The sequence below is a fragment of the Halomonas sp. DP8Y7-1 genome, from assembly GCF_019801685.1.
Lineage (GTDB): Bacteria > Pseudomonadota > Gammaproteobacteria > Pseudomonadales > Halomonadaceae > Halomonas > Halomonas litopenaei_A.
Genome location: NZ_JAHVIN010000005.1, coordinates 702,096 through 728,856 on the forward strand (window position 1 = coordinate 702,096; position 26,761 = coordinate 728,856).

General features: G+C 62.5%; 22 protein-coding genes. 14 read left to right on the top strand and 8 right to left on the bottom strand.

From position 1 onward, the window contains the following. Positions 1-62 precede the first annotated feature (62 nt). From KUV41_RS08375 to KUV41_RS08415, 9 genes are all read left to right on the top strand, one after another. Complete coding sequence (locus tag KUV41_RS08375; RefSeq protein WP_206942917.1) at positions 63-1,010, top strand: ABC transporter permease; 948 nt, start codon at positions 63-65, stop codon at positions 1,008-1,010. Then, a complete protein-coding gene (locus KUV41_RS08380; RefSeq protein ID WP_261395957.1) occupies positions 1,007-1,843 on the top strand; it encodes an ABC transporter permease in 837 nt (278 codons plus the stop codon). The genes KUV41_RS08375 and KUV41_RS08380 overlap by 4 nt, the downstream gene beginning before the upstream one ends. Further along, a complete protein-coding gene (locus KUV41_RS08385; protein ID WP_222485538.1) occupies positions 1,840-3,327 on the top strand; it encodes an ABC transporter ATP-binding protein in 1,488 nt (495 codons plus the stop codon). Before KUV41_RS08380 ends, KUV41_RS08385 begins: the two co-directional genes overlap by 4 nt. Positions 3,328-3,589: 262 nt before the next feature. After that, entirely contained in the window at positions 3,590-4,045 is a 456-nt protein-coding gene (locus KUV41_RS08390; RefSeq protein ID WP_222485540.1) for an arsenate reductase ArsC, read from the top strand. Positions 4,046-4,183: 138 nt separating this feature from the next. After that, positions 4,184-5,200: an ArsJ-associated glyceraldehyde-3-phosphate dehydrogenase gene (locus tag KUV41_RS08395; RefSeq protein ID WP_206942911.1), complete on the top strand. Its 1,017-nt coding sequence runs from the start codon at positions 4,184-4,186 to the stop codon at positions 5,198-5,200. Then, positions 5,193-6,437, top strand: a complete 1,245-nt coding sequence (arsJ, locus tag KUV41_RS08400) for an organoarsenical effux MFS transporter ArsJ (protein ID WP_222485542.1) — start codon at positions 5,193-5,195, stop codon at positions 6,435-6,437. The genes KUV41_RS08395 and arsJ overlap by 8 nt, the downstream gene beginning before the upstream one ends. A 219-nt stretch (positions 6,438-6,656) precedes the next feature. Further along, entirely contained in the window at positions 6,657-7,010 is a 354-nt protein-coding gene (locus KUV41_RS08405; RefSeq protein WP_222485544.1) for a metalloregulator ArsR/SmtB family transcription factor, read from the top strand. Positions 7,011-7,248: 238 nt separating this feature from the next. Beyond that, positions 7,249-9,588 carry a glucose/quinate/shikimate family membrane-bound PQQ-dependent dehydrogenase gene (locus tag KUV41_RS08410; protein WP_206942905.1) on the top strand — a complete coding sequence of 780 codons (2,340 nt, stop codon included), beginning with the start codon at positions 7,249-7,251 and terminating at the stop codon, positions 9,586-9,588. A 322-nt stretch (positions 9,589-9,910) separates the two neighbouring features. Beyond that, positions 9,911-10,528, top strand: a complete 618-nt coding sequence (locus KUV41_RS08415) for a hypothetical protein (protein ID WP_222485546.1) — start codon at positions 9,911-9,913, stop codon at positions 10,526-10,528. Between the two features lie 50 nt (positions 10,529-10,578). On the opposite strand, the gene KUV41_RS08420 is transcribed toward KUV41_RS08415, so the two are convergent. From KUV41_RS08420 to KUV41_RS08445, 6 genes are all read right to left on the bottom strand, one after another. Next, a complete protein-coding gene (locus tag KUV41_RS08420; protein WP_222485548.1) occupies positions 10,579-10,743 on the bottom strand; it encodes a hypothetical protein in 165 nt (54 codons plus the stop codon). Between the two features lie 87 nt (positions 10,744-10,830). Then, a complete protein-coding gene (locus KUV41_RS08425) occupies positions 10,831-12,195 on the bottom strand; it encodes an APC family permease (RefSeq protein ID WP_222485550.1) in 1,365 nt (454 codons plus the stop codon). Positions 12,196-12,662: 467 nt separating this feature from the next. After that, positions 12,663-13,694: a histone deacetylase family protein gene (locus KUV41_RS08430; RefSeq protein ID WP_222485552.1), complete on the bottom strand. Its 1,032-nt coding sequence runs from the start codon at positions 13,692-13,694 to the stop codon at positions 12,663-12,665. An 18-nt stretch (positions 13,695-13,712) separates the two neighbouring features. Beyond that, positions 13,713-15,113, bottom strand: a complete 1,401-nt coding sequence (locus KUV41_RS08435; RefSeq protein ID WP_222485554.1) for an NAD(P)/FAD-dependent oxidoreductase — start codon at positions 15,111-15,113, stop codon at positions 13,713-13,715. Continuing rightward, positions 15,110-16,486 (bottom strand): Na+/H+ antiporter NhaC family protein, encoded by a 1,377-nt coding sequence (locus tag KUV41_RS08440; RefSeq protein WP_206942894.1) that lies wholly within the window; start codon positions 16,484-16,486, stop codon positions 15,110-15,112. Before KUV41_RS08440 ends, KUV41_RS08435 begins: the two co-directional genes overlap by 4 nt. A gap of 83 nt (positions 16,487-16,569) precedes the next feature. Next, positions 16,570-17,862, bottom strand: coding sequence for an NAD(P)/FAD-dependent oxidoreductase (locus KUV41_RS08445; protein WP_222485556.1), 1,293 nt, complete (start codon positions 17,860-17,862; stop codon positions 16,570-16,572). A 388-nt stretch (positions 17,863-18,250) separates the two neighbouring features. Here KUV41_RS08445 and KUV41_RS08450 point away from each other — a divergent pair, with 388 nt between their 5' ends. Beyond that, positions 18,251-18,901: a GntR family transcriptional regulator gene (locus KUV41_RS08450; RefSeq protein ID WP_222485558.1), complete on the top strand. Its 651-nt coding sequence runs from the start codon at positions 18,251-18,253 to the stop codon at positions 18,899-18,901. Positions 18,902-18,998: 97 nt separating this feature from the next. After that, entirely contained in the window at positions 18,999-19,658 is a 660-nt protein-coding gene (locus KUV41_RS08455) for an MOSC domain-containing protein (protein ID WP_222485560.1), read from the top strand. A 149-nt stretch (positions 19,659-19,807) separates the two neighbouring features. Here KUV41_RS08455 and KUV41_RS08460 read toward each other — a convergent pair whose 3' ends face one another. Then, the gene (locus KUV41_RS08460) at positions 19,808-21,574 is read right to left on the bottom strand and encodes a peptidoglycan DD-metalloendopeptidase family protein (RefSeq protein ID WP_206942886.1); all 1,767 of its coding nucleotides are present in this window, start codon (positions 21,572-21,574) and stop codon (positions 19,808-19,810) included. 484 nt (positions 21,575-22,058) lie between these two features. On the opposite strand from KUV41_RS08460, the gene KUV41_RS08465 reads away from it, so the two are divergent. Both KUV41_RS08465 and KUV41_RS08470 read left to right on the top strand, forming a co-directional pair. Further along, a complete protein-coding gene (locus KUV41_RS08465) occupies positions 22,059-22,994 on the top strand; it encodes a LysR family transcriptional regulator (RefSeq protein ID WP_206942884.1) in 936 nt (311 codons plus the stop codon). A 72-nt stretch (positions 22,995-23,066) separates the two neighbouring features. Continuing rightward, positions 23,067-24,071: a glutathione S-transferase family protein gene (locus KUV41_RS08470; protein ID WP_206943177.1), complete on the top strand. Its 1,005-nt coding sequence runs from the start codon at positions 23,067-23,069 to the stop codon at positions 24,069-24,071. A 20-nt stretch (positions 24,072-24,091) separates the two neighbouring features. On the opposite strand, the gene KUV41_RS08475 is transcribed toward KUV41_RS08470, so the two are convergent. After that, the gene (locus KUV41_RS08475) at positions 24,092-24,547 is read right to left on the bottom strand and encodes a YaiI/YqxD family protein (protein ID WP_206942882.1); all 456 of its coding nucleotides are present in this window, start codon (positions 24,545-24,547) and stop codon (positions 24,092-24,094) included. 445 nt (positions 24,548-24,992) lie between these two features. Between KUV41_RS08475 and KUV41_RS08480 the strand changes: the two genes are divergently transcribed. Next, complete coding sequence (locus tag KUV41_RS08480) at positions 24,993-26,744, top strand: DEAD/DEAH box helicase (RefSeq protein WP_206942880.1); 1,752 nt, start codon at positions 24,993-24,995, stop codon at positions 26,742-26,744. Positions 26,745-26,761 lie beyond the last annotated feature (17 nt).

The window sequence follows — 26,761 nt, forward strand, 5'->3', positions numbered from 1 at the left end:
GCCGAACCGACACGCTTCGCCGATCCAATACGCTTCGCTGGGCCACTGCGGGGAGGTGCTTGATGGGCAGAGCGATTCTCTCGCTGCTGGGACAGCGACTGGTACAAGCAGGGCTGGTGGCCTGGGTCGTAGGGAGCCTGACGTACCTGTTGACGCGGGCCCTGCCTGGCGACATGAGTTTTCGGATTGCCGCAGGGCGCTACGGCTATGAGCAGGTCAACGCCGAGGCCGCGGCGGCCGTTCAGCAGGAGCTGGGGCTTGATCAGTCACCGCTGGCGGCCTATCTCCAGTGGCTCATGGATCTTGCCTCCTTCGATCTTGGCCGCTCTCTGGTCAGCGGTGAAACGGTTGTGCAGGAGCTGTCTCACCAGCTTGGCCACTCCCTGTCCCTAGCCCTGACGGCGGTGGTCATGGCGTTGGTGCTGGGCCTGCCGCTGGGGCTGGCCAGCGGGTTGCGCCCCGGGCGCTGGCTCGATCGAGTCAGCCTGGCGCTGGCGCTTGGCCTGCGCTCGCTGCCACCCTTTGTCGTCGGCATTGCACTGGTGGTGCTGTTCTCGTTGACCCTGCACTGGTTGCCCGCTGCTGGCCACGGCAGCCTTAGCCACCTGTGGCTGCCGTCGTTGGCGCTGGGGCTTGGTCTCGCCGCGGTCTCGAGTCGGGTGGCGCGCAACGCGATGGCCGATGTCGCTGGCTCCGACTACTACGCGTTTTCACGACTGAAGGGACTCACCGGGTGGCAGACCCTGCGCCGGCATGGCCTGCGCAATCTGAGTGTCCCTGTGGTGGCGTTTCTCGGCGTGCAACTGGTGTATTTGATCGAAGGCGTGGTGGTGATCGAGTCACTGTTTGCCTGGCCTGGCATCGGTCATGCGCTGGTCCATGCTGTGGTCGCTCGCGATGTGCCGATGATTCAAGGTACCGCTCTGGTGCTGGGCCTGGGCTTTGTGCTGCTCAACACGCTGGTGGATATCGCCACCTTGTTGCTGGACCCGAGGAGGCGGCTGGCATGAAGACATTGACGAGACAAGGTCCCATGACTCCGTTGCTGGCGCTCCGCCGTCGTTTGCCGGCGTCGCGGATGCTGGGGTTGTGCCTGCTGGTCGGGCTGATGCTGTTCGGTTGGGGCGTCCCGCTGCTGGGTGGTGCTGATCCCTATGCTCAGGATTTGATGCACACTCTCGACGCCCCGGGAGCTCTGCATCCGCTGGGTACGGATCACCTTGGGCGAAGTTTGCTGGCACGCACGGCCGAGGCGGTTCGCCTGTCGCTGGGCCTGGCGTTTCTGAGCGTGGCCAGCGCGGTCACGATCGGGCTGGTGCTTGGCGTGGCCGCCGGCTGGCGCCAAGGGTGGAGCGATCGTCTGCTCGGCGCCCTGGCCGACTGTGTGCTGGCCTTGCCTGGCCTGCTGCTGGTGCTGATGCTGGCGGCCATTGCTCCTGGCAGCTTCTGGACCCTTTACCTGGGGATCTCACTGGTGCTGTGGGTCGAGGTGTTTCGCCTGGTGCGCAGCGTGACCCAGGGCCTGATGGCCTCGCCGCAGGTGCAGGCCTCACGGCTGCTCGGGTTCGGCCGGGTGTATCTGTTCCGCCGTCACCTGTGGCCTGCACTGCGGCCTCAGGTCATGACTCTGGCTGCCTTTGGTGCGGCCACCGCGATCCTGGCGGTGTCGTCTCTGGGGTTTGTCAGCATCGGGCTGCGGCCACCCACGGCGGAGCTGGGGCTGATGATGACCGAGCTCTTTCCGTACTACCAGGAAGCGCCCTGGGCCCTGGCTCAGCCGGTACTGGCGCTGTTCCTGATGGTGCTGGGATTCATTCTGCTGGCAGGGGAGGAGCCGAAATGAGCACCATGATGACGGTCAAGGAGCTGTGCGTCACCACCGCTGGGGATGCCCCGGAAGTGTTGCTCGAGCCGATCTCGTTTGCGCTGAAGGCCGGCGAGCCATTGACCTTGATCGGCCAGACCGGTTCAGGCAAGAGCCTGCTGGCCCAGGCTGTGATGGGTAACCTGCCGGGCAGTCTCGAGGTGTCGGGAGAGGTGTGGGTGGATCAGCAGGATGTCCTGAGCCTGCCACTGTCCGAGCGGCGTCGCTGGTGGGGGCGTCGGCTGGCCATGCTGCCCCAGGAGCCCTGGAGTGCGCTGGATCCGATCATGGCGATTGGCGAGCAGATCGGTGAAGGCCATCGGCTCGTCGGCGGACTTACGACCGTCGAGGCCGAGCAGGCCACGCGTCGAGATCTTGCCCATCTGGGGCTTGAGGACAGCTACGCGCGGCTGCCGATGCAGATGTCGGGAGGCATGGCCCAGCGTGCCGCCTTCGCTGCGGCGAGAACCGGTAACGCCCCGATCGTGATCGCCGATGAGCCGACTAAGGGCCTGGATCGCGGCCGTCGTGACGAGGTGGTGGCGTTGTTGCGGGAGGCGTTGGGCAGCCATGGGGCGCTGCTGACCATTACCCACGATTTCGAGGTGGCGCGTCAGCTCGGGGGCAAGGTCATGATCCTGCGCAAGGGGCGCTGCCTGGAGCAAGGAGATGCCGATAGCGTGCTGAGCCAACCCACCAGCGGCTATGGCCGCGAGTTGATGGAGGCGCAGCCGGAACGCTGGCCGGAAGCGACAGCCGCGCCAACCGACCCGCAGCGCAAGCAGGCTGCCATCGAGCGCTCAGCTCCAACGCTCTCGTGCACGCCGCCGCAGGGGGCCGTCCTCAGTGCCAGTGCCCTGGGCAAGTCGAGAGGGGGGCGCGTGCTGTTCAAGGACCTGAATCTGGCGTTTCGCCGAGGCGACATCGTCGGAGTGAGCGGCCCCAGCGGCAGCGGCAAGAGCAGCCTGGGGGATGTGCTGCTGGGGCTGGTGGCACCGGATGAGGGCGAGCTTTGGCGTGATCCCTCGGTGCAACCGAGCCGTTTTCTCAAGCTGTACCAGGATCCTCCTGCAGCCTTTGCACCGTTCTGGACAATGGGCACGCTGATCGACGACGTGTGCCGATTGCACCGCCTCGACAGCGCAAGAATTGCTCCGATGCTTGAACGACTGGGGCTGGCGCCGGCGTTGCTCGATCGCCGGCCAGGGGAAATGTCGGGAGGAGAGCTCCAGCGTTTTTCCATCCTGCGTGCCCTGTTGCTGGATCCCGTCTTCCTGTTTGCCGACGAGCCGACGTCGCGTCTTGACCCGGTGACCCAGCGCGAGACGGTGGCGCTGTTGGTCGAGCTGGCCAAGGAGCGTGATTGCGCCCTGCTGCTGGTCAGCCACGACGAGGCCCTGGTGACCAAGAGCTGTGACCGTATCGTCAGTCTTGAGCCGGCTGTCACGTCCAGGGCGGTCTGACTGTCACACCCGGCCGCACGCCCGAAGGCCTTCCGGATGGAGGCTTTCGGGCAGCCTGGCTCATGCTTGTCCCGCACCTTTTTCCCTCGGCCTTCTTGGCTCTCAGACCTCTCGGTCCTCTCGGTCCTCTCGGTGCCTTGATCTCCACACTCCTATCCCCAGCGTGAAAGCGCCACCGTCATATCGACGGTACGCACAACGTTCATGGGATTGACATCTTTGTCTCGTATATATGAAATTTCATATATGAGGAGGCGCCTCCATGTCATTGTCATCTACGTCAGGTAAGCAGCGTGTGCTGTTTCTTTGCCACCAGAATTCTGCTCGGTCGTTAATGGGTGAGGCATTGCTGCGGCATCTTGCCGGTGAACATTTCGAGGCGTTCAGCGCCGGAACCGAGCCTGACGAGCCACACCGCAAGGCAATGGAAGCGTTGAGAGAGCAAGGCATTGCGACCGAGGGGTTGGCGAGCCAGTCGCTCAGCAGTTTTGCAGGTCAGCACTTCGATACTGTCATCGTATTGTGCGACAAGGCACAGGAAAGCTGTCGAGACTGGCAGGGCAGCCGGGATGAGCACCTGTATTGGGATATCCGTGATCCCAGGGCTATCGAGCGTGACAATGCCTACGCGCAGGCGCTGCAGGAGATACGAGTGCGCTTGATGCTCTGGCTGCAGCTCAAGGAGCGTGATCGTTCTGGCCAAGCAGCCCACCGCTGAGGCTAGCAGGAAGCCTTGGAATACGCAGGCGCCGGAAATGACGGACCGCCGTCAGGTCTGTCGAGTCTTCCAAAATCCGCTCTGTAGCAACGTTTAGCAGCGGTACTTTTTAACGCTTCACAAGATAGCGAGTCTCTTATGACTTTACGTATTGGTATCAATGGCTTCGGCCGTATTGGCCGGCTGGTAGTGCGCAGCCTGTGGCCGCGAATTGTCAGCGGCGAGGTGACCCTGGTGAGGGTCAATGACCCGGGTGGGGATGCGGAGACCTTTGCCCATCTACTGGAATTTGACTCGGTACATGGACATTTCTCGCCGGGCACGGGGGTCCTGGGGCAGGAAGACGAATTGCGCCTCGATGGACGCCCGGTGGCCTTCAGCCGCGCGCCGACACCCCAGCAAGCCGACTGGTCCGGTTGCGAGGTGGTGGTAGAGTGCTCGGGCAAACACAAGACGCGGGATACGCTCGACGCCTATCTCGCCCAGGGCGTCGCGCGGGTGGTCGTCAGTGCGCCGGTCAAGGAGCAGGGCGTTCTCAACGTTGTCATGGGCGTCAATGATCACCTGTACCAGGCGGACAGTCATCGCATTGTGACGGCGGCAAGCTGCACCACCAATTGCCTGGCGCCAGTAGTCAAGGTGGTGCTCGAGCGATTTGGCATTCGCCATGGCAGCATGACCACCGTGCATGACATTACCAATACCCAGACGATTCTGGACGCTCCTCATAAGGATCTGCGCCGAGCGCGTGCCTGCGGCATGAGCCTGATCCCCACCACGACGGGCTCGGCCAAGGCCATCACCGCGATCTTTCCCGAGCTGGAAGGAAAGCTCAATGGGCACGCCATTCGCGTGCCGCTGGCCAATGCCTCGCTGACGGACATGGTGTTTGAGCTGGAGCGAGAGGTGACCGTCGAGGAGGTCAACGGCGCACTCAGGGAAGCGGCCGAGGGGCAGCTGAAAGGCATCCTGGGGTATGAAGAGAAGCCTCTGGTGTCCATCGACTATCGCACCGACCCGCGCAGCTCGATCATTGATGCGCTGTCGACCATGGTGGTCAACGGCACCCAGCTGAAGCTCTACGCCTGGTACGACAACGAGTGGGGATACGCCAACCGCACCGCGGAGCTTGCCTTGAAGGTGGGACGTGGCTGATTCGCTGCTGTCTCGGCTGAGAGCGCTGCCGTTCGAGGTTCGCCAGTATCTGCTGATCACCGGCAACTACTGGGCCTTTACCGTGACCGACGGCGCCTTGCGCATGCTGGTGGTGCTGCACTTTCACCAGCTCGGATATTCGCCCCTGGAAGTCGCCCTGCTGTTCTTGTTTTACGAGGCCTTCGGCGTGGTGACCAATCTGGTGGGGGGCTGGCTGGGCGCTCGCCTTGGGCTCAATCGCACCATGAATATTGGTCTGGGGCTCCAGATCGTGGCGTTGGCCATGTTGATGGTGCCTTCAAGCGCCTTGACCGTTGCCTGGGTGATGGCGGCTCAGGCTCTGTCAGGCATCGCCAAGGACCTCAACAAGATGAGTGCCAAGAGTGCGGTCAAGGTGCTGGTGCCGGCAGGCCAGGGGGGCAGCGACTCCGCCCTGTATCGCTGGGTGGCGCTGCTGACCGGGTCCAAGAACGCGTTGAAGGGGGCAGGCTTCTTCCTGGGTGGAGTGCTGTTGACGCTCATCGGTTTTCGCGGCGCGGTGATCACCATGGCAGTGATGCTGCTTGCCGTGCTGGGGCTGTCGCTGCTCAGGCTAAAGGCCGACCTGGGGCGCTCGACGCGCAAGCCAAAGTTCACCGAGATGTTCTCTGCTTCCCGCGCCATCAACGTGCTGTCGGCGGCGCGTCTCTGTCTGTTTGCCGCTCGTGATGTGTGGTTCGTGGTCGCCTTGCCAGTGTTTTTGTACGATCAGCATGGCTGGAGTCACTGGACCGTAGGGGGCTTGCTGGCCATCTGGGTGATGGGTTATGGCGGGGTGCAGACCCAGGCACCCCGGTTGACGAGGATGGTGGCCCTTGGGCAGCGCTGGACAACGGTGCTGTGGGCCCTGGTGCTGGCAGCTTTGACGGTTGTGCTGGCGCTGCTGCCGCTGGCCCAGGTGGGTTGGCTGGTCGCTGGATTGCTGCTGTTCGGTGTGTTGTTCGCCATCAACTCAAGTTGGCACAGTTATCTCATCGTGCATTACGCCCGGGCCGACGGCGCCTCCTTGGACGTGGGCTTCTACTACATGGCTAACGCCATGGGCCGTCTGTTGGGTACGCTGTTGTCGGGCTGGCTGTACCAGGTGCAGGGGCTTTCGGCCTGCCTGTGGGTAGCGGCGGCACTGGTACTGGCCAGCGCCTTGATGGCCTTGGCGCTGCCTGACAGAGGCAACACGGCAGGCGTGGCCGCGGCATGATCGGGCGTGGTCGGGCGCGCTTCAGGGGCAAAGCGTAGCTCCTGGAGTAAGCGTAGCTCCTGGAGCGAGCGTAGCGCTTGAATCAAACTGCGCTCTCGGAGCAAGCGTAGCCCCATGGCAGCGATGGGCACGGCACATCGCTGACCGTCATGCACTTATCACCCACATCAGCGCCTGAAAGGAGCGTGTTCTGGACCGCATTAGCCATCAGGAGAAAGGATGACGCCGCTTGACCCCCTTAGCCTCTACAAATGTCTGGCGGAGGAAACCCGTCTGTCGGTGATGTTGCTGCTGCTTGCTGAGGGCGAGCTGTGTGTCTGCGAAATGACCACCGTCCTTCAGCTCTCCCAGCCCAAGGTGTCCCGGCACCTGGCCGAATTGCGTCGCTGTGGGTTGCTGGCCGATCGTCGCGAAGGGCAGTGGGTTTACTATCGGTTGATCGATGACCTGCCCAAGTGGGCCATGACCTGCCTGAGGGCCGGGTATGAAGGGCGGCAGCCAGCGATGAACGCCCTCGGGGCGAGGCTGGCGTCCATGGGAGACAGGCCCCAGCGGCGCGACAGCTGGTGTTGATGGGGGGTGGTGAGAGGTGATGACGGTGGATGACAGCGGATGTCAATGCAGGATGACGGGGCCATGTGGACGACCGGAGATGCGAGCTAGCCGTCAGGTATGACAGAAAAGACGTCATTGACTGACTCCTTTGTCAGCGTCCGTGCCTACACTGTGTAGTGGACCTGGCATGTTAATTTTCACGCTAATCAATTAACATGCCGCCCACTTACACGATTCAGCGCAAGGACCTTGGATCATGATCATTGTTTCCCTCATCTTCGCCTTGGTGGGGCTATCGCTCCTGGGGGGCGGCGCCTGGCTGATCACCCTGGGCGGAAGCTGGTATTACGCTCTCTCAGGTGCCGTCCTGCTGGCGGTTGGCGTCATGCTGCGTCGCCGTAGAGTACAGGCTCAGCTGTTGTTTGCCGGTCTGCTGGTGGCGACTGCCGTGTGGGCGCTGTGGGAGTCGGGCTATGACTGGTGGCCCCTCGCGACGCGCATGGGCCTGCTGATGCTGCTGGCCATTCCGCTGCTGTGGCCCTCTCGTGCCGGCAAGCGTGTTGGTACGGCGGTGCTGCTGCCGGTATGGGCCATTCTGGGTGTCGGCCTTCTGGGCAGCATCGCGGTGGATGCTCACCGCATCGACGGCCGTCTCAATGAAGACGAGGTCGTGCAGTCTCCTGACCTGGGCGACTCTCCCGAGGCCAGCTGGCATGCCTACGGGCGTAACAATCTTGGTCAGCGTTATTCGCCGCTGAACCAGATCACTCCCGAGAACGTGGGAGATCTGGAGCTGGCCTGGCAATATCAGACGGGAGACCTCAAGGGCCCTGACGATGTTGGAGAGACCACCTACGAAGCCACGCCGCTGAAGATTGGCAATGGCCTTTTCCTGTGCACGCCTCATAACTGGCTGGTAGCACTCGATGCCGATAGCGGTGAGAAGCTGTGGCAGTACGACGCCAAGGTTCCGGCGGAAAGTTCGCGTCAACACCAGACCTGTCGTGGCGTTTCCTATCTGCCGCCAGCCAGCGGAGATGAAGACGCTCTGGATGTGGCGGTGATGGACGCTCCTTCCGAGTCCCTTGAGCCAATTCAGTGCGACGCTCAACTGTTCATGCCGACCTCTGATGCTCGCCTGCTGGCGGTGGATCCGGCGACCGGTGCACTGTGCGAGAACTTCGCCGATAACGGTGAGCTGGACCTGATGCACAATATGCCGTTCAAGCAGTCTGGCTTCTATTACTCCACCTCGCCCCCCGTAGTGGCCAATGGCTTGGTGGTGGTCGCCGGCGCGGTCAACGACAACTATGCGGTTAACTCACCTTCCGGTGTCATCCGTGCCTACGATGCCAGGACCGGTGAACTGCGTTGGAACTGGGATTCCGGTAATCCACAGGAGACCGCGCCGATCGCCGAAGATGAGACCTACGCCACCAGCTCGCCCAACAGCTGGTCGGTGGCCAGTGCCGATGAAGAGCTGGGCCTGATCTACTTCCCTATGGGTAACCGCACGCCCGATCAGCTGGGCCAGTTCCGCAGCGAGGCGGAAGAGACCTACGCCACCTCCGTGGTGGCACTGCGTCTCGACAGCGGTGAGGTCGAGTGGGTGCAGCAGTTCGTCCACCACGATCTGTGGGATATGGACACGCCGGCTCAGCCGAGCCTGGTCGATCTGGACACCGACGAGGGCATGCAACCGGCCCTGGTGGTACCGACCAAGCAAGGTGATGTGTATGTATTGAACCGTGCTACGGGCGAACCGATCTTCCCGATCACCGAAGAGCCGGCCCCTCAGGGCACCATCGAGGGTGACTTTGCGGCCCCGACCCAGCCCAAGTCGGCGCTCAACTTCCGTCCGCCGACGCTGCGCGAGGCAGACATGTGGGGCGGTACACTGGTCGACCAGATGATCTGTCGCATCCAGTTCCGTTCGCTGCGCTATGAAGGGCAGTACACGCCTCCGTCAGAGCAGGGCACCATCGTGTTCCCCGGTAACTTCGGTGTCTTCAACTGGGGCAGCGTCGCGGTGGATCCGAAGCGTCAGGTCATGTTCGGCATGCCGCTGTATCTCGCCTTCACCAGCACCCTGGTGCCGAAGGAAGGTGCCGACCTTGGCGAGACCAACCAGGGCGAGCAAGGCCTTAATGAAAACGCCGGAGCGGACTACGCGGTAGAAATGAAGCCGTTCCTGTCGCCGCTGGGTGTACCTTGTCAGCAGCCTCCCTGGGGCTATGTGGCGGGCACCGACCTGCGCACCGGCGAGGTGGCCTGGCAGCACAAGAATGGCACCATCGAGGATATGACCGCGTTGCCGCTGCCCTTCAAGATGGGGGTTCCTGGCATCGGTGGCCCGGTGATCACCGATGGCGGCGTGGCGTTTCTGGCGGCGGCCGTGGATGACTACTTCCGCGCTTACGATCTGACGACGGGAGAGCAGCTGTGGGAGTCGCGTCTGCCGGCCGGTGGCCAGGCCACGCCGATGACCTATCTCAATAGCAAGGGTGAGCAGATGGTCGTGTTGGTCGCAGGTGGCCACGGCTCCATCGGTACTACCATCGGTGACTATGTGATGGCCTACAAGCTGCCCGAGTGAAGAGAGCCTGGGCGAGCGCTGTAGCGCGCTCGTATCGCTCGCAGTGTCGCGAAAGCCCCCGTCGGTCTGCCGGCGGGGGCTTTCGCGTAAAGGGTGCCGTGCCGCTCTCTGGTGGGATGTCGAACGAGCGGTCGCAGGGTGCGAGGTGCTTGGTCTAGGTGCCAGGTGTCAGGTGCTAGGTCTAGGTCTAGGTCTAGGTCTAGGTGCGGCAAAATAGCCAATTCCGCCTGGCTGGATTGATTCTCATAATGTGAATCTTTGGGCCATCACGGCCCATCGCGAGGCTGTCTTGGCCGGGTCTGCCATTCACTGAGGAATCCCGATGTCTTCCATTGCCCTGTACGTAGCGATCTATCTCGCCGTTCTGCTGTCGATCTATCAGGTGTATTACATCTACTATGAACAGCACTTCGCCGACTTCGAGAAGCGTCCGGGGTTGGATGAGGAGGGGCTGGCGGAGTTATCGGGGCTGGCTCGTCAGGTAAGGGAAGGCGGGGACCGCACGGCATTCGAGGCGGCGGTGCGCTCGCGCCTGGGTGATCGACTCGACCCCCGGGTCGTGCTCGCTGCCTTTGCTCGGGAAGGAGAACCGGTCAATGCGGCGCAGTTGCTGCGGCGGCGTCGGCAGATTGTGACCAATGGCAGTATCATGGTGCGCCACCTTGCCCGCTGGAAGACAACGCCCCCTGCGCGGGATATTCGCGGGCTGATGATCCTGGTGATTACCGTGCTGTGCCTGTCAGTGCTGGCACTTGGGGGACTGGCGATCTACACCGTGGGTTACCAGCTGGCATCACCCACTCTGGCCTGGGCCAACGAGCCGGCGGTGCTGCTGGCGCTGATCGTCGGGCTGATCGTCGCGACTCACCTGGTCTACAAGCTCGATGTCTACCTGCACGATCTCTACCAGATCGGTCGCTTGAACTTGCACTTCCAGTAAGCGACATGCGCTGGCTGGCCCCCGCGGGCCAGCAGCGTCAGACTCACGGATCACCCGTCTTCCAGTACCACCAAGCCGTAAGTACCGAGGGTCGGCAGTCCGCCTGAGCTTTCACGCAGGGACAGGCTGCCATTTTCGGCAACGTCGAAAGCCAGCACCTCTCCGGTATTGCCCACCAGTTGGTAGAGTGAGTCTCCGGCAGGATTCAATGCCATGTCGGAGAAGAACAGGAGCTCGCCATCCTCCTTCTCGGTTCGCCCCAGCGCTTTCTCAGCCCTCTCTCAAAACCTCTCAACAACCTCTCAGTTCTCCTTCAGCTCCAGGTCCGGCACGTCGTGCTTGAACATGCGGGTCAGGTAAAGCAGGTAGGCAAAGCCCACCGCCACCCAGGTCAAGCCCACCTGGAAGGTATGCCCTGAAAGGCTCGACCATAGCCAGATGGTCAACAGGAAGCCGACGCTGGGCATCACGCCATAGCGCAGCAGGTTCCTGGGCTGCAGCAGATGTTCGTCCACCAGGTAGTGCTTGATCACCGACAGGTTGACGAAGGAGAACGCCACCAGCGCACCGAAGCTGATCATGGTGGCGGCGAGTTCAAGGCTGATGACCAGCGCCATCATCGAGATTCCACCCACGATCAGGGTAGAGCCCAGCGGCGTACCGTAGCGCTGGCTGACCTTGCCAAATACCTTGGGCAGCACCTTGTCTCGTCCCATGGCGAACAGGATGCGCGAGACGCTGGCCTGGGCCGCCATGGCCGAGGCAAAGCAGCCAGCGACATAGGCGGCGGTGAAGAAGGTCACCAGGAAGCTGCCGCCGGCGCGGCGCATCACGTCGACGGCGGCCGAGTCGACACTGCCGAAGCTCTGGTAGTCCGGGAAAACCAGGTGGCCCACATAGGAGGCGAGGATGAACAGGCCGCCACCGATCAGCGTGCACAGCATGATGGCGCGCGGAATATCGCGCTTGGGCTCACGAGTTTCTTCACACAGTGTCGATACCGCATCGAAGCCGAGGAAGGACAGGCACAGGATGGCAGCGCCGCCAATCACGCTGGCCCACTGGAGGCTTTCGCTGTGGAAGGGGGCCAGCAGCGAGGGGGGCTCGCCGCTGCCGATCACCTTCAGCGATATGGCGATGAAGGTCGCCAGAAACACGAACTGGAAGGCGATGATGATCAGGTTCATCTTGGCCACCAGCTTGATGCCGAGGATATTCAGTGCTGTGACAGCCACGATGGCGCCCAGCACCCAGACATGCTGGTCGACCGCCGGGAAGTATTCCTTCATGTAGATGCCGATGACCAGGTAATTGATCATCGGCAGGAAGATGTAGTCGAGCAGCAGTGCCCAGCCGACCATGAAGCCGACGCGTCCGCCGAAGGAGCGGCGCGTGTAGGTATAGGCAGAGCCAGCGGTAGGATAGTGCTCGACCATCTTGCCGTAGCTATAGGCGGTGAAGAACATGGCTGCCAGGGTGACGATATAGGCCATGGGGACATGGCCCGCGGTCATGTCGGTGACCACGCCGTAGGTCGTAAAGACCGTCAGCGGGACCATGTAGGCCAGGCCGAAGAAGACCAGGGCGGGCAGGCCAAGAATGCGCTTGAGCCCACTGTCCTGGCCGTCATGGGCTTCGGGAAGGCTGGAGGAGCGTTGCTGTGTCATAAGCCGGATCCTGTTGTCATTGCTGTTGTGGGGGCTTGGGCTTCTACGTGTGTTGTTGCTTGGGAGTGTGATCGTGACGGTGTCGATGTTCCGGAGTAGTGGCGCAGCAGGCCGAGTCGCCGGTCCTGGCCGCACACTCGCAGTGCCGTTGGCCGGGGTCATTTGGGACTAGAGCGCATAGAACCAGAGCGATTGAGGTCGGCGCGGTTTGGCGCGTAGGTGAGGGCATCCTTGGGTGTTCTGGCGACACCGGTCCGTGTGGAGGCTGGCGTTGTCAGTGGCAACCGACTGACGGTGCATGTCACTGTTTTGTCATCATTCACATAGTATGCAGAATGCTTTGTGAGGCGCCGCCGGAGGCGCGCGAAAGTCGTTAGCGTTGCGCCCCGGCGTACAGGACAGGGTTGAATGTCCTCCGCGTCCTCTTTCCCGAAGGCTTCCTTACGTCTCTGCCTTGGGCTGTCGCGCTATGCGGCATCGAAGCCTTTCAGCACGTTCACCGCGTTGATGCCAATTTCCTCCACGGCATAGCCGCCTTCCATGACGAACAGGGTCGGCAGGCCCAGGCGCTTGATTCGCGCGCCGATCTCCAGGTAATCCTCGCTTTTGAGGGTGAAGGAGCTGATCGGGTCGTTTTCGAAGGTGTCCACGCCAAGGGCGATGATCAAAAGCTCCGGGGAAAAGTGGCGTACCTTGCCGGTGGCATCCTCCAGCGCCTGCAGCCAGCTGGGGAAGTCGGTGCCGCTAGGCAGCGGGTAATTGACGTTGAAGCCGCTGCCTTCGCCGCGCCCCGTTTCGTTGGCAAAGCCGAGGAAATAGGGGAACTCGTCCATGGGATCCCCATGCAGCGACAGCGTCAGCACGTCGCTGCGCTCATAGAAGATGTCCTGCGTGCCGTTGCCATGGTGAAAGTCGATATCGAGAATGGCCACGCGCTCACATCCGCGATGGCGAGCCTGCTGCGCGGCAACCGCCACGTTATTGATAAAGCAGTAGCCACCGTACTGGTCGCGGGCGGCATGGTGACCGGGAGGACGACACAGCGCGAAGGCTGGCTCGCCGTGGGCAAGCACATGGTCCAGTGCGGTCAGGGCAATGTCCTTGCTCAGCAGTGCCGCTTCGAAGGTCTCCGCGGTCAACGAGGTCTCGCCGGCCAGCGCATAGTAGCCCAGGCGCCCTTCGATATGGCGAGGAATGGGGCCGCCTGGCATTCGCCGAGTGGGCCATATGTTGGGGATGGCTTCTCCTTCGTAGCCGGCCGCCTGCCAATCGCGCCAGGCGACTTCCAGGAAGTCGATGTATCCCTTGTCATGAATGGCCAGTACCGGCTCGAGCCCATGGCTGTCTGGCGGCCTGATCTCGCCCAGCTGTTCGGCCCTGGCCCGGTCGATGATGTAGTCCACTCGTTCAGGACACTCAAAGGGGGCAACGAGCTGCCCGGCAAACAGCTCCGTCCTGGTACGACGGTGGCGAGTAGCGTCACTGTGGATGATCAGCATGGGGTTCTCCTGTCGGAACTACTCGATCAACGAGGCAAAGGTATCGTTGAGTCGAGCGAGAGCGGGGCTTACCAAGGGGAGATGGCGCTGTCTGGCCAGCAGTGCCTCCTCGGCGGCGTAGGTCAGAGTCATGCCTTTGGCGCCGAGCCAGCGCAGCGGCTCTGGCTCCCAGCGCTTGAGCAGCGAGGTTAATGCGCCGTCACAGACCCAAGGTGCCCTGGTACGTGGCGTATCCAGCTTGAGTATCCGCTCCGCCAGCGAGCGGGCCATCAGGTGGCTGGCGGCCACGCCTTCACCGGCATAGCCCCCCAGGGTGGCGATGCCCTCGCGACGATCCATGATGGCGTGGGGGCGAAAACTGCGCGAGAGGCCGAGGGTTCCCCCCCAGCCGTGGCTGATGGTCACCTCGCCAAGATCAGGAAACAGCGACTGCAGCAGTGCCTTGCGCATGGCAATGTCAGCGCTGCTGATGGCGGTCTGATGGCGTGGCAGTGCCTTGTAGGGATAGTGCCCCCGGGCGCCGAAGATCAGTCGGCCGTCGCGGCTGCGGTGACCGTAGTTGATCAGGCGGCTGGCGTCGGCGAAGGTGGGGCGATCATGCAGTCCGATGGCCTCCCACTGGGGCGCGCTGAGCGGCTCGGTGGCGATCACCAGGCTGGACACCGGCACCAGGTGGGGACGCAGCTGTGGCAGCGTGTTGTAGCCTTCGGTGGCCACTACCGTCATCGCCGCGGTCACGCTGCCGCGGGATGTGGTCACACGGCCACCGTCAATCTGGTCCACCAGGCTGTGCTCGTGCAGCGCCACGCCCATGTCGGTCAGGCGTTGTGCCAGCCCACGCAGCAGCTTGCCGGGGTGAAGACTGGCGACCTGGCGGTGAAAGAGGGCGCCAAAGGGCCGCTGGAAGCGCGCCTTGGTCTCGAGTTCCTCCGCCGTCAGCCACTGACAGTCCTCGGCCCGATGGCCGAGTGCCAGCATGTGCTCGCGGTAGTCCCGTTGCAGCGCCTCCTGAGCGGGGTAACGGGCAGCCACATAGAGCGCGCCGCCCTTGTGGAAGTCGGCATCTATACCTTCCTGGGTGAGGGTCGCGCCGATGGCATCGACATTGTCGGCCAGCAGGTCGCACAGCGCCTGTCTCTGCTCGGTGGAGTGTCCCGTCAGATGGCGTCCCAGTCCGGCCAGGCTGCCGATGGCCCAGCCGCCATTGCGGCCCGAGGCTCCGTGCCCCACATGGCGCGCTTCCAGCACGCGAATATCCATGTCCGGGGACAGCGTCTTGAGGTAGTAAGCCGTCCATAGCCCGCTGAAGCCTCCCCCGATGATCACCACGTCGGCCTTGGCATGGGTCTCGAGCGGTGGGTGATGTGGCGCCCCCTCAAGAGCGCCGGACCAGAAGCTGGTGGGAGATGATGTCGTCACATGAACCCCAGTGCCAGATAGAGAAGGCCGGCCAGCATGCCCGCCAGTGCGGCGTAGGGCAACTGGGTGAAGGCATGCTGAAAGGGCGTGCAGCCACTCGCCTGAGCGGTCAGTACCGTGGCATCCGAGTAGAAGCAGGCGTGGCTGCCGAAGGTACTGGCTGACAGGGTGGCCCCGATCACCAGCGTCATGTCAGCGCCGAGGTTATGCCCGAGCGTCGTGACGATGGGCAGGATGATGACGAACACCCCCCAGTTGGAGCCCGTGGCAAACGACACGAAACCCATCAGCGCAAAGATGACAAAGGGCAGAATCTGGGCATTGATCAGTGGCTCGACCGTGGTGATGATGTATTCATTCAAGCCAAGCGTGGTGTTGACGTCATTGAACATGAAGGCGGCCACCAGCACCGCCAGGGCATCCAGCATCGACTTGAAGCCCTCCAGGATATTGTCGAAGGTTTCTCCCGGTGACAGCTTCTTGAGGCCGATGAAGGCGACAATCATGCCGGCCAGGGTGACGAAGATGCCCATCAGGAAGTCGAGGTCGAAGTACCAGGTAAAGAATGCCAGGGAAGCCATCGGCAGCAGGAACATCCAGATGCTGCTGCGAGTCTGGTGCTTGGCCTCCAGGTGCCCGATCTCGTCATCGATATGCTCAGCCCCAGGCGGCACGCACAGGCCCTCATTCTGGGCGCGCAGCTCGGCTTTCTTCATCGGGCCAAACAGGGGAATCTTGCCATAGGCGACCAGCGGCACCATGGCCACGGCGATCCATGGGTAGAACATGAAGGGAATCGCTTGGATGTACTCCCACACGCCCTGTCCGTCCGGGGCCAGGCCGTTCTTCTCGATCAACGCACCAAAGAATACCGCCCAGGTCGAGATGGGGATCAGCACGCTGACCGGGGCGGCGGTGGAGTCGATGACATAGGCCAGCATTTCGCGAGATGTCTTGAAGCGGTCCGTCACCTGACGCATTGAGGTACCGACGGCCAGGGAGTTGAGGTAGTCGTCAACGAACAGCACGATACCCATGAACCAGCAGCCCAGCAGCGCCCTCGGCTTGTTGGTGATGAAACGCAGCAGGCTATGGGCGAAGGAGCGGGAGGCCCCGGACTTCAGCAGCAGCGCGATGATCGACCCCATCAGGCCGCACACCGCGATGACCCAGGCCACGTCCTCGTCGGTAAGTACCGTCAACAGGCTGTCTGCCAGGGTGGATAGTGCACCGGTCGGCTGAATCAGCAGAGCGCCGACGAAGGCGCCTGCCACCAGCGGTTCCAGGGCCCGCCGACTCCATAGCGCGAGCAGCAGAACAACGACGGTGGGCAGCAGGACTAGCCAGCCGTCAGCGGGAAACAGATCTTGCATGGGGAGCCTCCTGGGCATTCATTGTTGTTGGTTCAGGAGCGTGGCGTCATGGCATCGTTGTTTTGTGGGGTAGGTCTTAGGTCTTAGCGAAGTCTCTCGCGGAGCTGGTAGTACCACATGCCGGCCGCCAGCAGGCCATTGCCGATACGCTCGCTGACCGGAATACGCCAGTGGCGCATATTGGCAAACAGATCGAATTCTTCGAGCTGGCCGCTGACCGCTGCTGCCATGATGTTGCCGACGATGTGCGAGGTGGCGATGCCGTGGCCAGAGTAGCCTTGGGCATAGAACACATTGGGAGACAGTCTTCCCAGCTGGGGAATGCGGTTGATGACGATGCCGGCCTGGCCTTGCCACTGGTAGTCGAGTGCTACCCCGGCGAGCTGCGGGAAGGTGTGTTCGAGGCGCGGCCGTAACTCTGCCCCGATGTCCTGGCTTGCCTTGCCGGAATAGTTGGCACCGCCGCCGAACAGTAGACGGCCGTCGGCGGTCAGGCGGTAATAGTCGAGCACAAAGCGGGTGTCATAGACGGCCAGGTCCTGAGGATTGATGGCCTGGCGCTGTTCGGCGCTAAGCGGCGCCGTTGTGACGATGCCCAGCGACGCGGGAAACAGCTTGCCCTTGAGCGCTTTGCGCTCGAGGCGGTGGTAGGCATTGCCGGCGAGCACCACGCTGGCGGCATGGACACGTCCGCGATCGGTGATCACGCAAGGGGTATCGCCGTGCACAATGTCGGTCACCTGGGAGCCCTCGAACAGCAGCCCACCCAGGGATTCGATGGCCCGCGCCTCGCCCAGGCACAGGTTGAGAGGATGCAGGTGCATGTTGTAGTCGTTGCGCACGGCGCCGTGATAGAGCGTCGTACCAACGAGCTGACGTGTCTGCTGTGCATCCAGCAGCGACAGGTGCTGGGCAATGTCGTGGCCCTGTGAAGCGTCCACGTCACGCTTCAGCTCGTCCAGATGGCTTGGCTGATAGGCCGCATGCAGGTGGCCGAATTTAAGGTCGCAATCAATGCTATAGCGTTCGACGCGTTGGCGCAGGATGCGATGACCGCGCCAGCGTAGATCCCACACGAAGTTTTCGGCCTGCTCACGCCCAAGGGGGCCGCTGAGTTGCTTGAGCATGGCGTCCTGGCCGGAGAGACTGCCAGTGACCTGGCCGCCGTTGCGACCGGTGGCGCCCCAGCCGATCTTGTTGGCTTCGATCACTGCCACCCGGTAGCCGCGCTCCGCCAGTTCCAATGCCGTGTTGATGCCGGTAAAGCCGCCGCCGATGATCGCTACATCAACGCTATGCTCCCCCTCCACGACAGGGTAGTGGGTTTCCTGATGGAGGGTTGCCGAGTAGTAGGATGCGCAGCGCGGTTGTGCCATGGGGCCTCCGGGGACGTCACGGTGTCATTGTTAGTGTGATCACATGGTGTGATCACACTAGCAGCAAGCTCCACAGCGCACAAGCAAGAGGCGTGTGCATCACGCCTTCCTTCTCCTCTGTTGCTACTGGCTAATGACGCTTCGCCAGATCTCTGCGCGGCCTAACGTTGGTGGTGGCTCGTCCTCCTGGGCCAAGCGGTGGTAGGCGGGCGCGCTCGGTTAGGCTAGGCTGGACGACGATAGCTGTGCGGCCGCCACTTCGCCGCCATCACGACCGAGGAGCGCCATGAATCAGGCTCGGCCTGCAACACCGACAACGGCAGACATCGTTACTGGGCCCAGCCCTGTGGGCGCGTCGGCGCCTGCATTTCAGCCGGACACGGCCTCGATGCGCATCCATCAGGATTTGCGTCGTCGACTGTGCGAGGGGGAGTTCGGTCCCGGCGATGTCCTGTCGATACGTGGGGTTGCGGCCTGCTATGACACCAGTGCCATGCCCGCCCGTGAGGCCGTGCGCTGGTTGGTCAGCGAAGGTGCGCTGCAATTCGTCGACAGTCGCAAGATCATCGTTCCCTACCTCAGTCGTGAGCGCTTTGTTGAAGTGCTGTTCGCTCGCCGCAGTCTTGAGAGCGAGCTTGCCCGCCAGGCGTTTCCGTCTATCGAGAGCTGCCACATGGAGGCGCTGGAAGCGCTGGATGACAGCATCAATCGCGCCATTGAGGCGGGTGATCTGCGGCGCTACATGCGGGGTAACCACGCCTTTCACTTCTTGATCTATCGGCTCAGTGGATCTGCGGTGCTGCTGCCGTTGGTCGAGCAGCTATGGCAGCAGTACGGACCGAGCATGGGCTTCATCTGTACCCGCTGGGGCGGCTCGGGTATCGCCGATGACCACCATCGCGAGATGACGCAGGCCCTGCGCGAGGGTGATAGCGAGGCATTCTGCCAGGCGCTGACGGCGGATATCGAGCAAGGCATGCAGCTGCTGGATGATGATGCGTTCAGCCAGCCCCCACCGTCCGTGGGCTTGAGCGGATAGAACGACACGGGACGCTGGCGCCAGGCAGGACGCCATGTGCCCGTCCCGCGCCGGCGGCGCGGCAACTCCCAATGACCCGCAGCAGGGGAGCAAGACCATGTTCAGTGATGTTCAGGGGCCCTACGTCAGTGAGCCCCAGATGTTGCCAGGCTTTGGCGAGAAGAGCGGCATTTTCAAGGTATTGGCGGCCAGTCCCCAGTGGCTTGGACGGTCTGGTCTGACAGACGATAGCCAGGCCAACCAGGTGGATCATGGTGGAGAGGATCGCGCGCTTTGCCACTACGCCGCCGATCACCACCAGCACTGGTGCGAGCGATTTCCCGCGGCCCGTGAGATGTTCCGGCCAGGGGTGCTTGGTGAAAACATCTCAAGCCAAGGCGCCGACGAGAGACAGGTCAGAATTGGCGATGTCTATCGCATCGGGGAAGCCCTGGTTCAGGTGTCACAGCCGCGCCAACCATGTGCCAAGGTGGATGCTCGCACCGGTCAGCCTGGCTTGGCACGAGCGTTCATGCGGGATGCCCGTATGGGATGGCTGTATCGAGTGCTGGAAGAAGGCTGGGTGCCGGCCCAGCCAAAGATCCATGTGGTCGAGCGGGGACCGCAGGCGTGGACAGTGGCGTCCTGCTGGCGCGTGCTGGAAGACCGTCGAGCGGCGCTGGAGGTGATGGCTGAACTACGTCAGGTAGAGGCGCTGGCACAGCACTGGAAAGATCAGCTGACGCGGCGAATGGATTACTGGCGCGGGCGTGGCTAGGGCCATTGCGGCTAGGGTCATTGCTGTCGTGACGAGCGATGCCTGTTGATGCATGGCACGTCGCTAGGGTTGGTGCGGCGATGTTCGATACGTCCCAACGACAAGGCCCTGCCTAGGAGGCAGGGCCTTGTCGTATTCAGAGCATTTCCTTAACTGTCGTTGTCGCTCAGCTCTTCTGCCAGGGCGACCTCCGAGCCTGGCTTGGCGGTCTCGAGGGCTGCCAGGGTGGGGCCGGTTTCCTGCTGGAAGGCGGCCAGGGCCTGCCCGGACAGGCTCTGGTTCTCCGGCAGCGCCACGCGCATGGCGTCAACCTGGTTGTTGCTGACCATCACTTCATAGTGCAGGTGAGGGCCGGTGCTGCGTCCGGTGTTGCCGGACAGCGCAATGCGCTCGCCCATGGTGACGCGCTGGCCGGTGCTGACCAGCGGGCGCGACAGGTGCAGGTAGCGCGTCTTGTAGCCATTGTCGTGACGAATCACGATGTAGCGACCAGCGGCGGGGTGGTTACCGACCTTTTCGACGCGACCATTGGCGGGAGCTTCGACGCTGGTGCCGATCGGCATCGCGAAGTCGGTGCCCTTGTGCGGGCTGATGCGCCCTGTCACCGGGTGGTGGCGACGCAGGTTGAAGTTGGAGCTGATGCGATAGCTGCCCGAGAAGGGGTAGCGATTGAAGGCCGGATCGAGGCTCTGGCCCTCAGGCGTATAGAAATTGTTGTCTTCGGGGTTGCGCACCAGGGTCAGATCCATGCGCTCGCCGGAGTAGGAAACCGCCAGGACGCGGGGGTCGAGGCGCTGCCCATCGATGATGTCGGATTCCACCAGCACCCTGAAGCCATCCCCACGACGCGTGTCGCGGCGAAAGTCGAGCTTCTTCTCGAGTACCCGTGCCATTTCGGCGACTTCGGCGCGGCTGAGGCCGGCGGCTTCGGCAGAGCGTGCAAAGCTGCCGCTGACGGTGCCCGCGTAGAGGCGCTGGGAGGACTCTCCCGCGCGCTCGATCGTGGCAACGTCAAACCCTTCAGCCTCGCGCTCAATCAGGTAGCCGTCGCGCACGTTCTTCATGATGCGCAGAGCCTGCAGGCGACCATCTTCATCGAGCTGGTATTCAAAGGTATTGCCAACCCGCCAGCGGGTCAGGACATTCTGGTCGGGCAGGTCTTCCAGCAGCGCCATGACCTCGCTGTAGCCCAGGCCCAGCGTCTTTTCAGCCATTTCTGCAAAGGTATCGCCCTGGCGCACGCGGTAGGTCTGCCAGGTCGGCACGAAGGGTTCGTTGGCCGCGATTTCCTCTTCCAGCACGATCGGGCCTTCATCGAACAGCTCCAGCTCGTCTTCGCTCACGTCTTCGTAAGAGGTGGCGTCGCTGGCGACATCGAGTGACTGCTGTTCCAGCATCCCGCTGGCGACGGTGCCCAGCACCACCGCGATATGCAGTGAGCCTTCGTCGAGCTTGAAGGCCGGTGCCTGCTCGGGGCCTTCCAAAGCAACTGGCGCCGCGGTTGATGAAGCTGCGGCGCCAGAGAGCGAGCGGGTGGACTGTAAGGACAGCGGCGGTAGCCCCGACGATGAACGCATGGCGTTTTCAAACTTGACGTCAGCGTGGGCAGTATCGACGAAGTCGATGTCGACGATTTCTGTCGCCTTGAGCTGTGAAATCGGGATGTGCTGGCTGGTGGCGTCGAGTGCGAGGTCGATGGCTTCGGCGACAGGTGTTCGCTCGAAGTCCAGAGACGGCAGCCCTGGGGTGGCGCTGCTGTCGAGGGGAACCAGGACAGACTCCAGCGACTGGTTGTCGCGCTGGACATCTTCGTAGGTGGTGACGATCTTGTGGGCGCCCAGCACTGTGACCATGGTGGCAACGGGTAAAAGCAGCAGCTTGTGCGTGCGGGGCAGCGAATGAAGGATTCGCATCATGGGTAAAAGGCCATAAAAAAAGTGATGAAGGTAAATATATATAGGCTATCGCACCATACCCCATGGAAGGCGGTATCGCTAGACTGTATGGCCATACAGGAAGGGCGCTTAGGCTGGGACTTACTGTGCCCAGAAGCGCTTATAGGAGGAAAAGCAGCGGCCGCATTTTTCTCGAACGCTGTTTATTAACTGCTGTCTATTGGACCCTTGCTACAGAAACTTTGCAACCCCCCGTAAAGTCGTAGTTCTTTATGCCGTGCCGGGCGTGATGGTCTTCTTCATACCTCAAGCCATCAAAACGGCGGAGAAGAGCGCTTGATGGTACCAGCCGTTGCCATACTGGCGGCCAATGTCGGGTGTCCAAAGTTGACTGAGTTGCAGGAGGGTTTCGCTGGCGACCGAGAAAGCGAATGTTGGTGATCCATGTCAAAAAGTCATGGCGGCTGGCATGCTTTGTACCAACGACGAAACATAAGGTGCCAGGATGTCCCGTGTGACGCTTGCTCAATGGCAGATGCTCGCCGCCGTTGTTGACCACGGCGGTTTTGCGCGCGCAGCTGACGCCATTCACAAGAGCCCATCAACGCTGAACCACGCCGTACACAAACTGGAAGAACAGCTCGGTGTGAAGGTGCTCGAACCGGTGGGGAGGCAAGTCAGACTGACCGAGGAGGGCGCGCTGCTGCTACGCCGCGCCCGGCAGCTGCTGGAGGGATCGGATGCCTTGGCCGACATAGCAGCGCGACTGCGGGAGGGACTCGAAGCGGAAGTGGTCCTGAGCATCGATCAGATCTATCCCCCAGAGGCACTGGCGCGCGCCATGGAGGCGTTTTCCGACGCCTTTCCTCAGGTCAGGCTGCAGTTGCATGAGTCGGTGCTCAACGGCGGCGTCGAGATGTTGCAGGATGGACGTGCCGATCTGCTGGTCTCTGGCCTGCCTGCACCCGGCTACCTGGGGGAGCCGCTGGTCAGCGTGCCGTTCATCGCGGTGGCCCACCCCGACCATCCCTTGCATGGGCTGGACAGGTTGCTGGACCTGCGCGATCTGGAACATCACCGTCAGGTGGTCGTGCGGGACTCCTCCCAGCGGGCCGCGCGAGATTCGGGCTGGCTCAAGGCCGAGCAGCGGTGGACCGTGAGTCACATCGCCACGTCTCTGGAGATGCTCGAACACGGCCTGGGCTTCGCCTGGTTGCCCGAGACTCGTATTCGCCGGCAGTTGGATAGCGGCAGGCTAAAGGCCCTGCCGCTGCAGGCGGGGGGCGTGCGAGATGTTCCCATTCAGCTGTTCCATCGAGATGCGGATCGTGCAGGACCTGCCACCAGAGCCATGGCAGAGCATCTACGGCGGGCGGTTCGCCGCTGTGATGGGGCCTCCGATACGCACGGTCATTCGAAAAAATCGGACGATTCGCCGTAAAAGCTGCGCTTGTCGTCGACGCAGTGCGTCGTAAGCTGCTGCCATGTGACACCATATCGAGGAGAGATGGCGATGGGCTTGCTGGTCAATGGCGTGTGGCGGGATCAGTGGTATGACACCGACAGCACCGGGGGCGAGTTTGTGCGGGAGTCGGCCAAGTTGCGGGACTGGGTGACCGCCGATGGTAGCCAGGGTCCACAGGGCGTCACGGGGGTACCGGCTGAGTCGGATCGATACCACCTGTACGTTTCGCTGGCCTGTCCTTGGGCGCACCGTACCTTGATCATGCGACAACTCAAGGGGTTGAGGTCACTCATTGGTGTGTCGTTCACCAGCCCGCTGATGCTCGAGAATGGCTGGAGCTACAACGAGGCGGAGGGATCCAGCGGTGACTCGGTCAATGGCGTGAGCTTTCACCATCAGCTTTACACCCTGACCGACCCACACTACACCGGTCGAGTGACCGTGCCTGCATTGTGGGACAAGCAGCAGGGCAGAATCATCAACAATGAGTCGGCAGAGCTGGTGCGGATGTTCAACGGCGCCTTTGATGCGCTGACCGGCAACCGCAACGATCTCTATCCCGAGTTCTTGCGCGACACCATCGACGAGATCAACGCCGACGTCTATGAAAACGTCAACAATGGCGTCTACAAGGCGGGATTTGCCACCGATCAAGCGGTCTACGAACGCCAGGTCTCGGCACTGTTTGCCTGCCTGGACCGGCTGGAATCACGCTTGGCCAATCATCGCTACCTGGCGGGCGCCTGGTTGACCGAGGCCGATATTCGCCTGTTTACCACCCTGGTTCGGTTTGACGCGGTCTACCATGGCCACTTCAAATGCAATCTCTATCGCATCGAGGACTATCCGAACCTGAGTCACTACCTGCGTGAGCTCTACCAGTGGCCGGGCATCGCCGACACGGTCAACATGGAGCACATTCAGCGCCACTACTATATGAGCCACGTCACCATCAATCCCAATCGCATCGTGCCGAAGGGACCGGCCCTGACGCTGGATCGCCAGCATGACAGGGCACGGCTAAAGGGCGAAGGTATCTACCAGCGCGGATAGTCCTGCTCAAGCGCCGCCTGCTAGGGCCTGGCGTGACGTGCCAGCCAGCGGTCCAGCGCGTTGGCGAATTCGCGCCGGTCGGTGTCCGAGTAACCTTTGGGGCCTCCGGTGTGCTCGCCACTGGCGCGCAGGGTTTCCATGAAGTCCCGCATCTGGACCCTTGCCTTGATGTTATTGCGATCCAGCGTCTCACCACGGTTGGTCATGACCATGGCGCCCTTGTCGAGCGCCTCCAGGGCCAGGGGAAGATCCGCCGTGATCAACAGATCGCCTGGCGCAATGCGGCTGACAATTTCGTTGTCGGCCGCATCGAAGCCGTGGCTGACCGCCATGGCCTTGACCCACTTGGAGGGCGGTAGCGGGATCTGGTGGTTGGCCACGAACCAGGCCTGGGTAGCCGTGCGTTCGGCCGCGCGCACGATGATGTCGCGAGCGACTCTGGGGCAGGCGTCGGCGTCGACCCATAGGTGGGGCATCGATGTCTCCGAAACGGGGAATTGGGTGAATGGCTCACAAAAGATGTGGCAAGAACCATTCGCCGATGGTAGCATGCGCGCTCCTCGCATGTGTTGACCCCACCATCATGACGCAGCGACCTCCGATATCCACGGATATCGCGAGCACACAGATGCTGCAACGCGCCAAGCGCGTTCGAATTGTGAAGATGGAGCACTCGACGTCGATTCCGACGGCCGCGGTGCAAACGGTCGCCACGATGGTTCTTGAACGGACGACGTGTCCGTTGCTTGAGCCGATGCCAGGTGCGACCGGCGTCCCAGACTCCGAATGCTGACAACTGACATGTTGACCTTGCTCTGCGTTGCGTAGAGCGACGTCGTTCTGTTCGCCCCGAAATTGGGCGTGTCAGGGACGCCAACCACGTTTTTTTGCCGGTAACCCCGGCCTACCAAGGTGTGATTCATGACCTCGACGACTGTCGCTTCACCGTCTTTCGGTGATCTGGCCCTGCTGCCTGCCGTTCTCTCCGCCATCGAGACCCTGGGCTATGAGACTCCCTCGCCCATTCAGGCGCAGACCATTCCAGCCCTGCTGGAAGGCCGCGACATGCTGGGCCAGGCCCAGACCGGCACCGGCAAGACCGCTGCCTTCGCTCTTCCCTTGCTCTCGCGCCTCGAGATGGATCGTCGTGAGCCTCAGGTACTGGTACTGGCGCCAACCCGCGAGCTGGCCCAGCAGGTAGCGGTATCGTTCAGCAAGTACGGCCAGAACCTGAAGGGACTGGAAGTGGCAACGCTGTGTGGCGGTCAGGAATATCGCGAGCAGCTCAGCGCATTGCGCCGTGGTGCTCAGGTCGTCGTCGGCACGCCTGGCCGTGTGATTGACCACCTGGACCGTGGCAGCCTCAAGCTGTCTGGTCTCAGCGCCCTGGTGCTGGACGAAGCCGACGAAATGCTGCGCATGGGCTTCATCGACGACGTCAAGCGTGTCGTTGCCGACACCCCTGAAGATGCCCAGCGCGTGTTCTTCTCGGCGACCCTGCCCAACGAGATCGAGCGCATCGTCAACCGCTACCTGGTGGATCCGGTCAAGGTCACCATCGAAGCGCGTACCACCACCGCGGAAAGCATCGAGCAGCGCCTGGTGCGTGTCGATGGCGGCGCCAAGCTGGAAGCACTGTCGCGTATCCTCGAGGTCGAGCCGGTCGACGCCGCTATTGTGTTTGTGCGTACCCGTGCCGCCTGTACCACTCTGATGGAGCAGCTGTCTGCCCGTGGCGTCAACGTGGCCAGCCTGTCCGGCGACCTCGATCAGAGCCTGCGCGAGCGCACCATCACGCGCCTCAAGCGTGCCAAGGTCGACGTGCTGATCGCCACCGACGTGGCCGCGCGTGGTCTCGACGTGCCGCGTATCACCCACGTCATCAACTACGATCTGCCCCAGGATGCCGAAGCCTACACGCACCGTATCGGTCGTACTGGCCGTGCGGGTCGTGACGGTGTCGCCATCACCTTTGCCGGCTTCCGTGAAGGCCGCAAGGTGGGCTGGCTGGAGCAGGCCACCGGCCAGAAGATGCTGGCCATGGAGCTGCCCGACGAGGCCGCTATCCGCGCCCATCGTGACAACGTCTTCCACCAGCGCGTGATTGCCGCCGTCACCAAGGGTGCCGAAGAGCAGCGTGCGCTGGTCGAGCGTCTGGTCGAGGAAGGCTATGACCCGATCGATCTGGCTTGTGCCTTCTCGGCTCTGGCCCGTGCTGATGAGGCTCCGATCGGTCGCCTGCAGGCTCCGCGCAAGGAGCGCAATGATCGCGCCCCACGCGATGGCAAGCCGCCGCGTCGCCGCGAGAGCCGCGGACCCAGCGAAGGCATGACCCGCTACCGCGTGTCCGTCGGTCACAAGGACGGCGTCAAGCCGGGTCAGCTGGTCGGAGCCCTGGCCAACGAAGGCGGTATCGAAGGTGCCCGCATCGGTCGCATCGATATTCGCAACGGCTTCTCCACGGTTGAGCTGCCCAACGGCCTGCCGGCCAGCATCCTGGCCAAGATGGCGCGTGCTCGCGTCGCCGGTCGCCCGCTGGAAATCAGTGAAGATCGCGGTGGTGATCGTGGTGGAGACCGTAATGGAGACCGTACTGGAGAGCGCAGCGGTGACCGCGCCCCGCGTCGTCGTCGCGATGACGATGCGCCGGTACGCCGTCAGTCCCGCGCCTGAGCACCTGCGGCCACCGC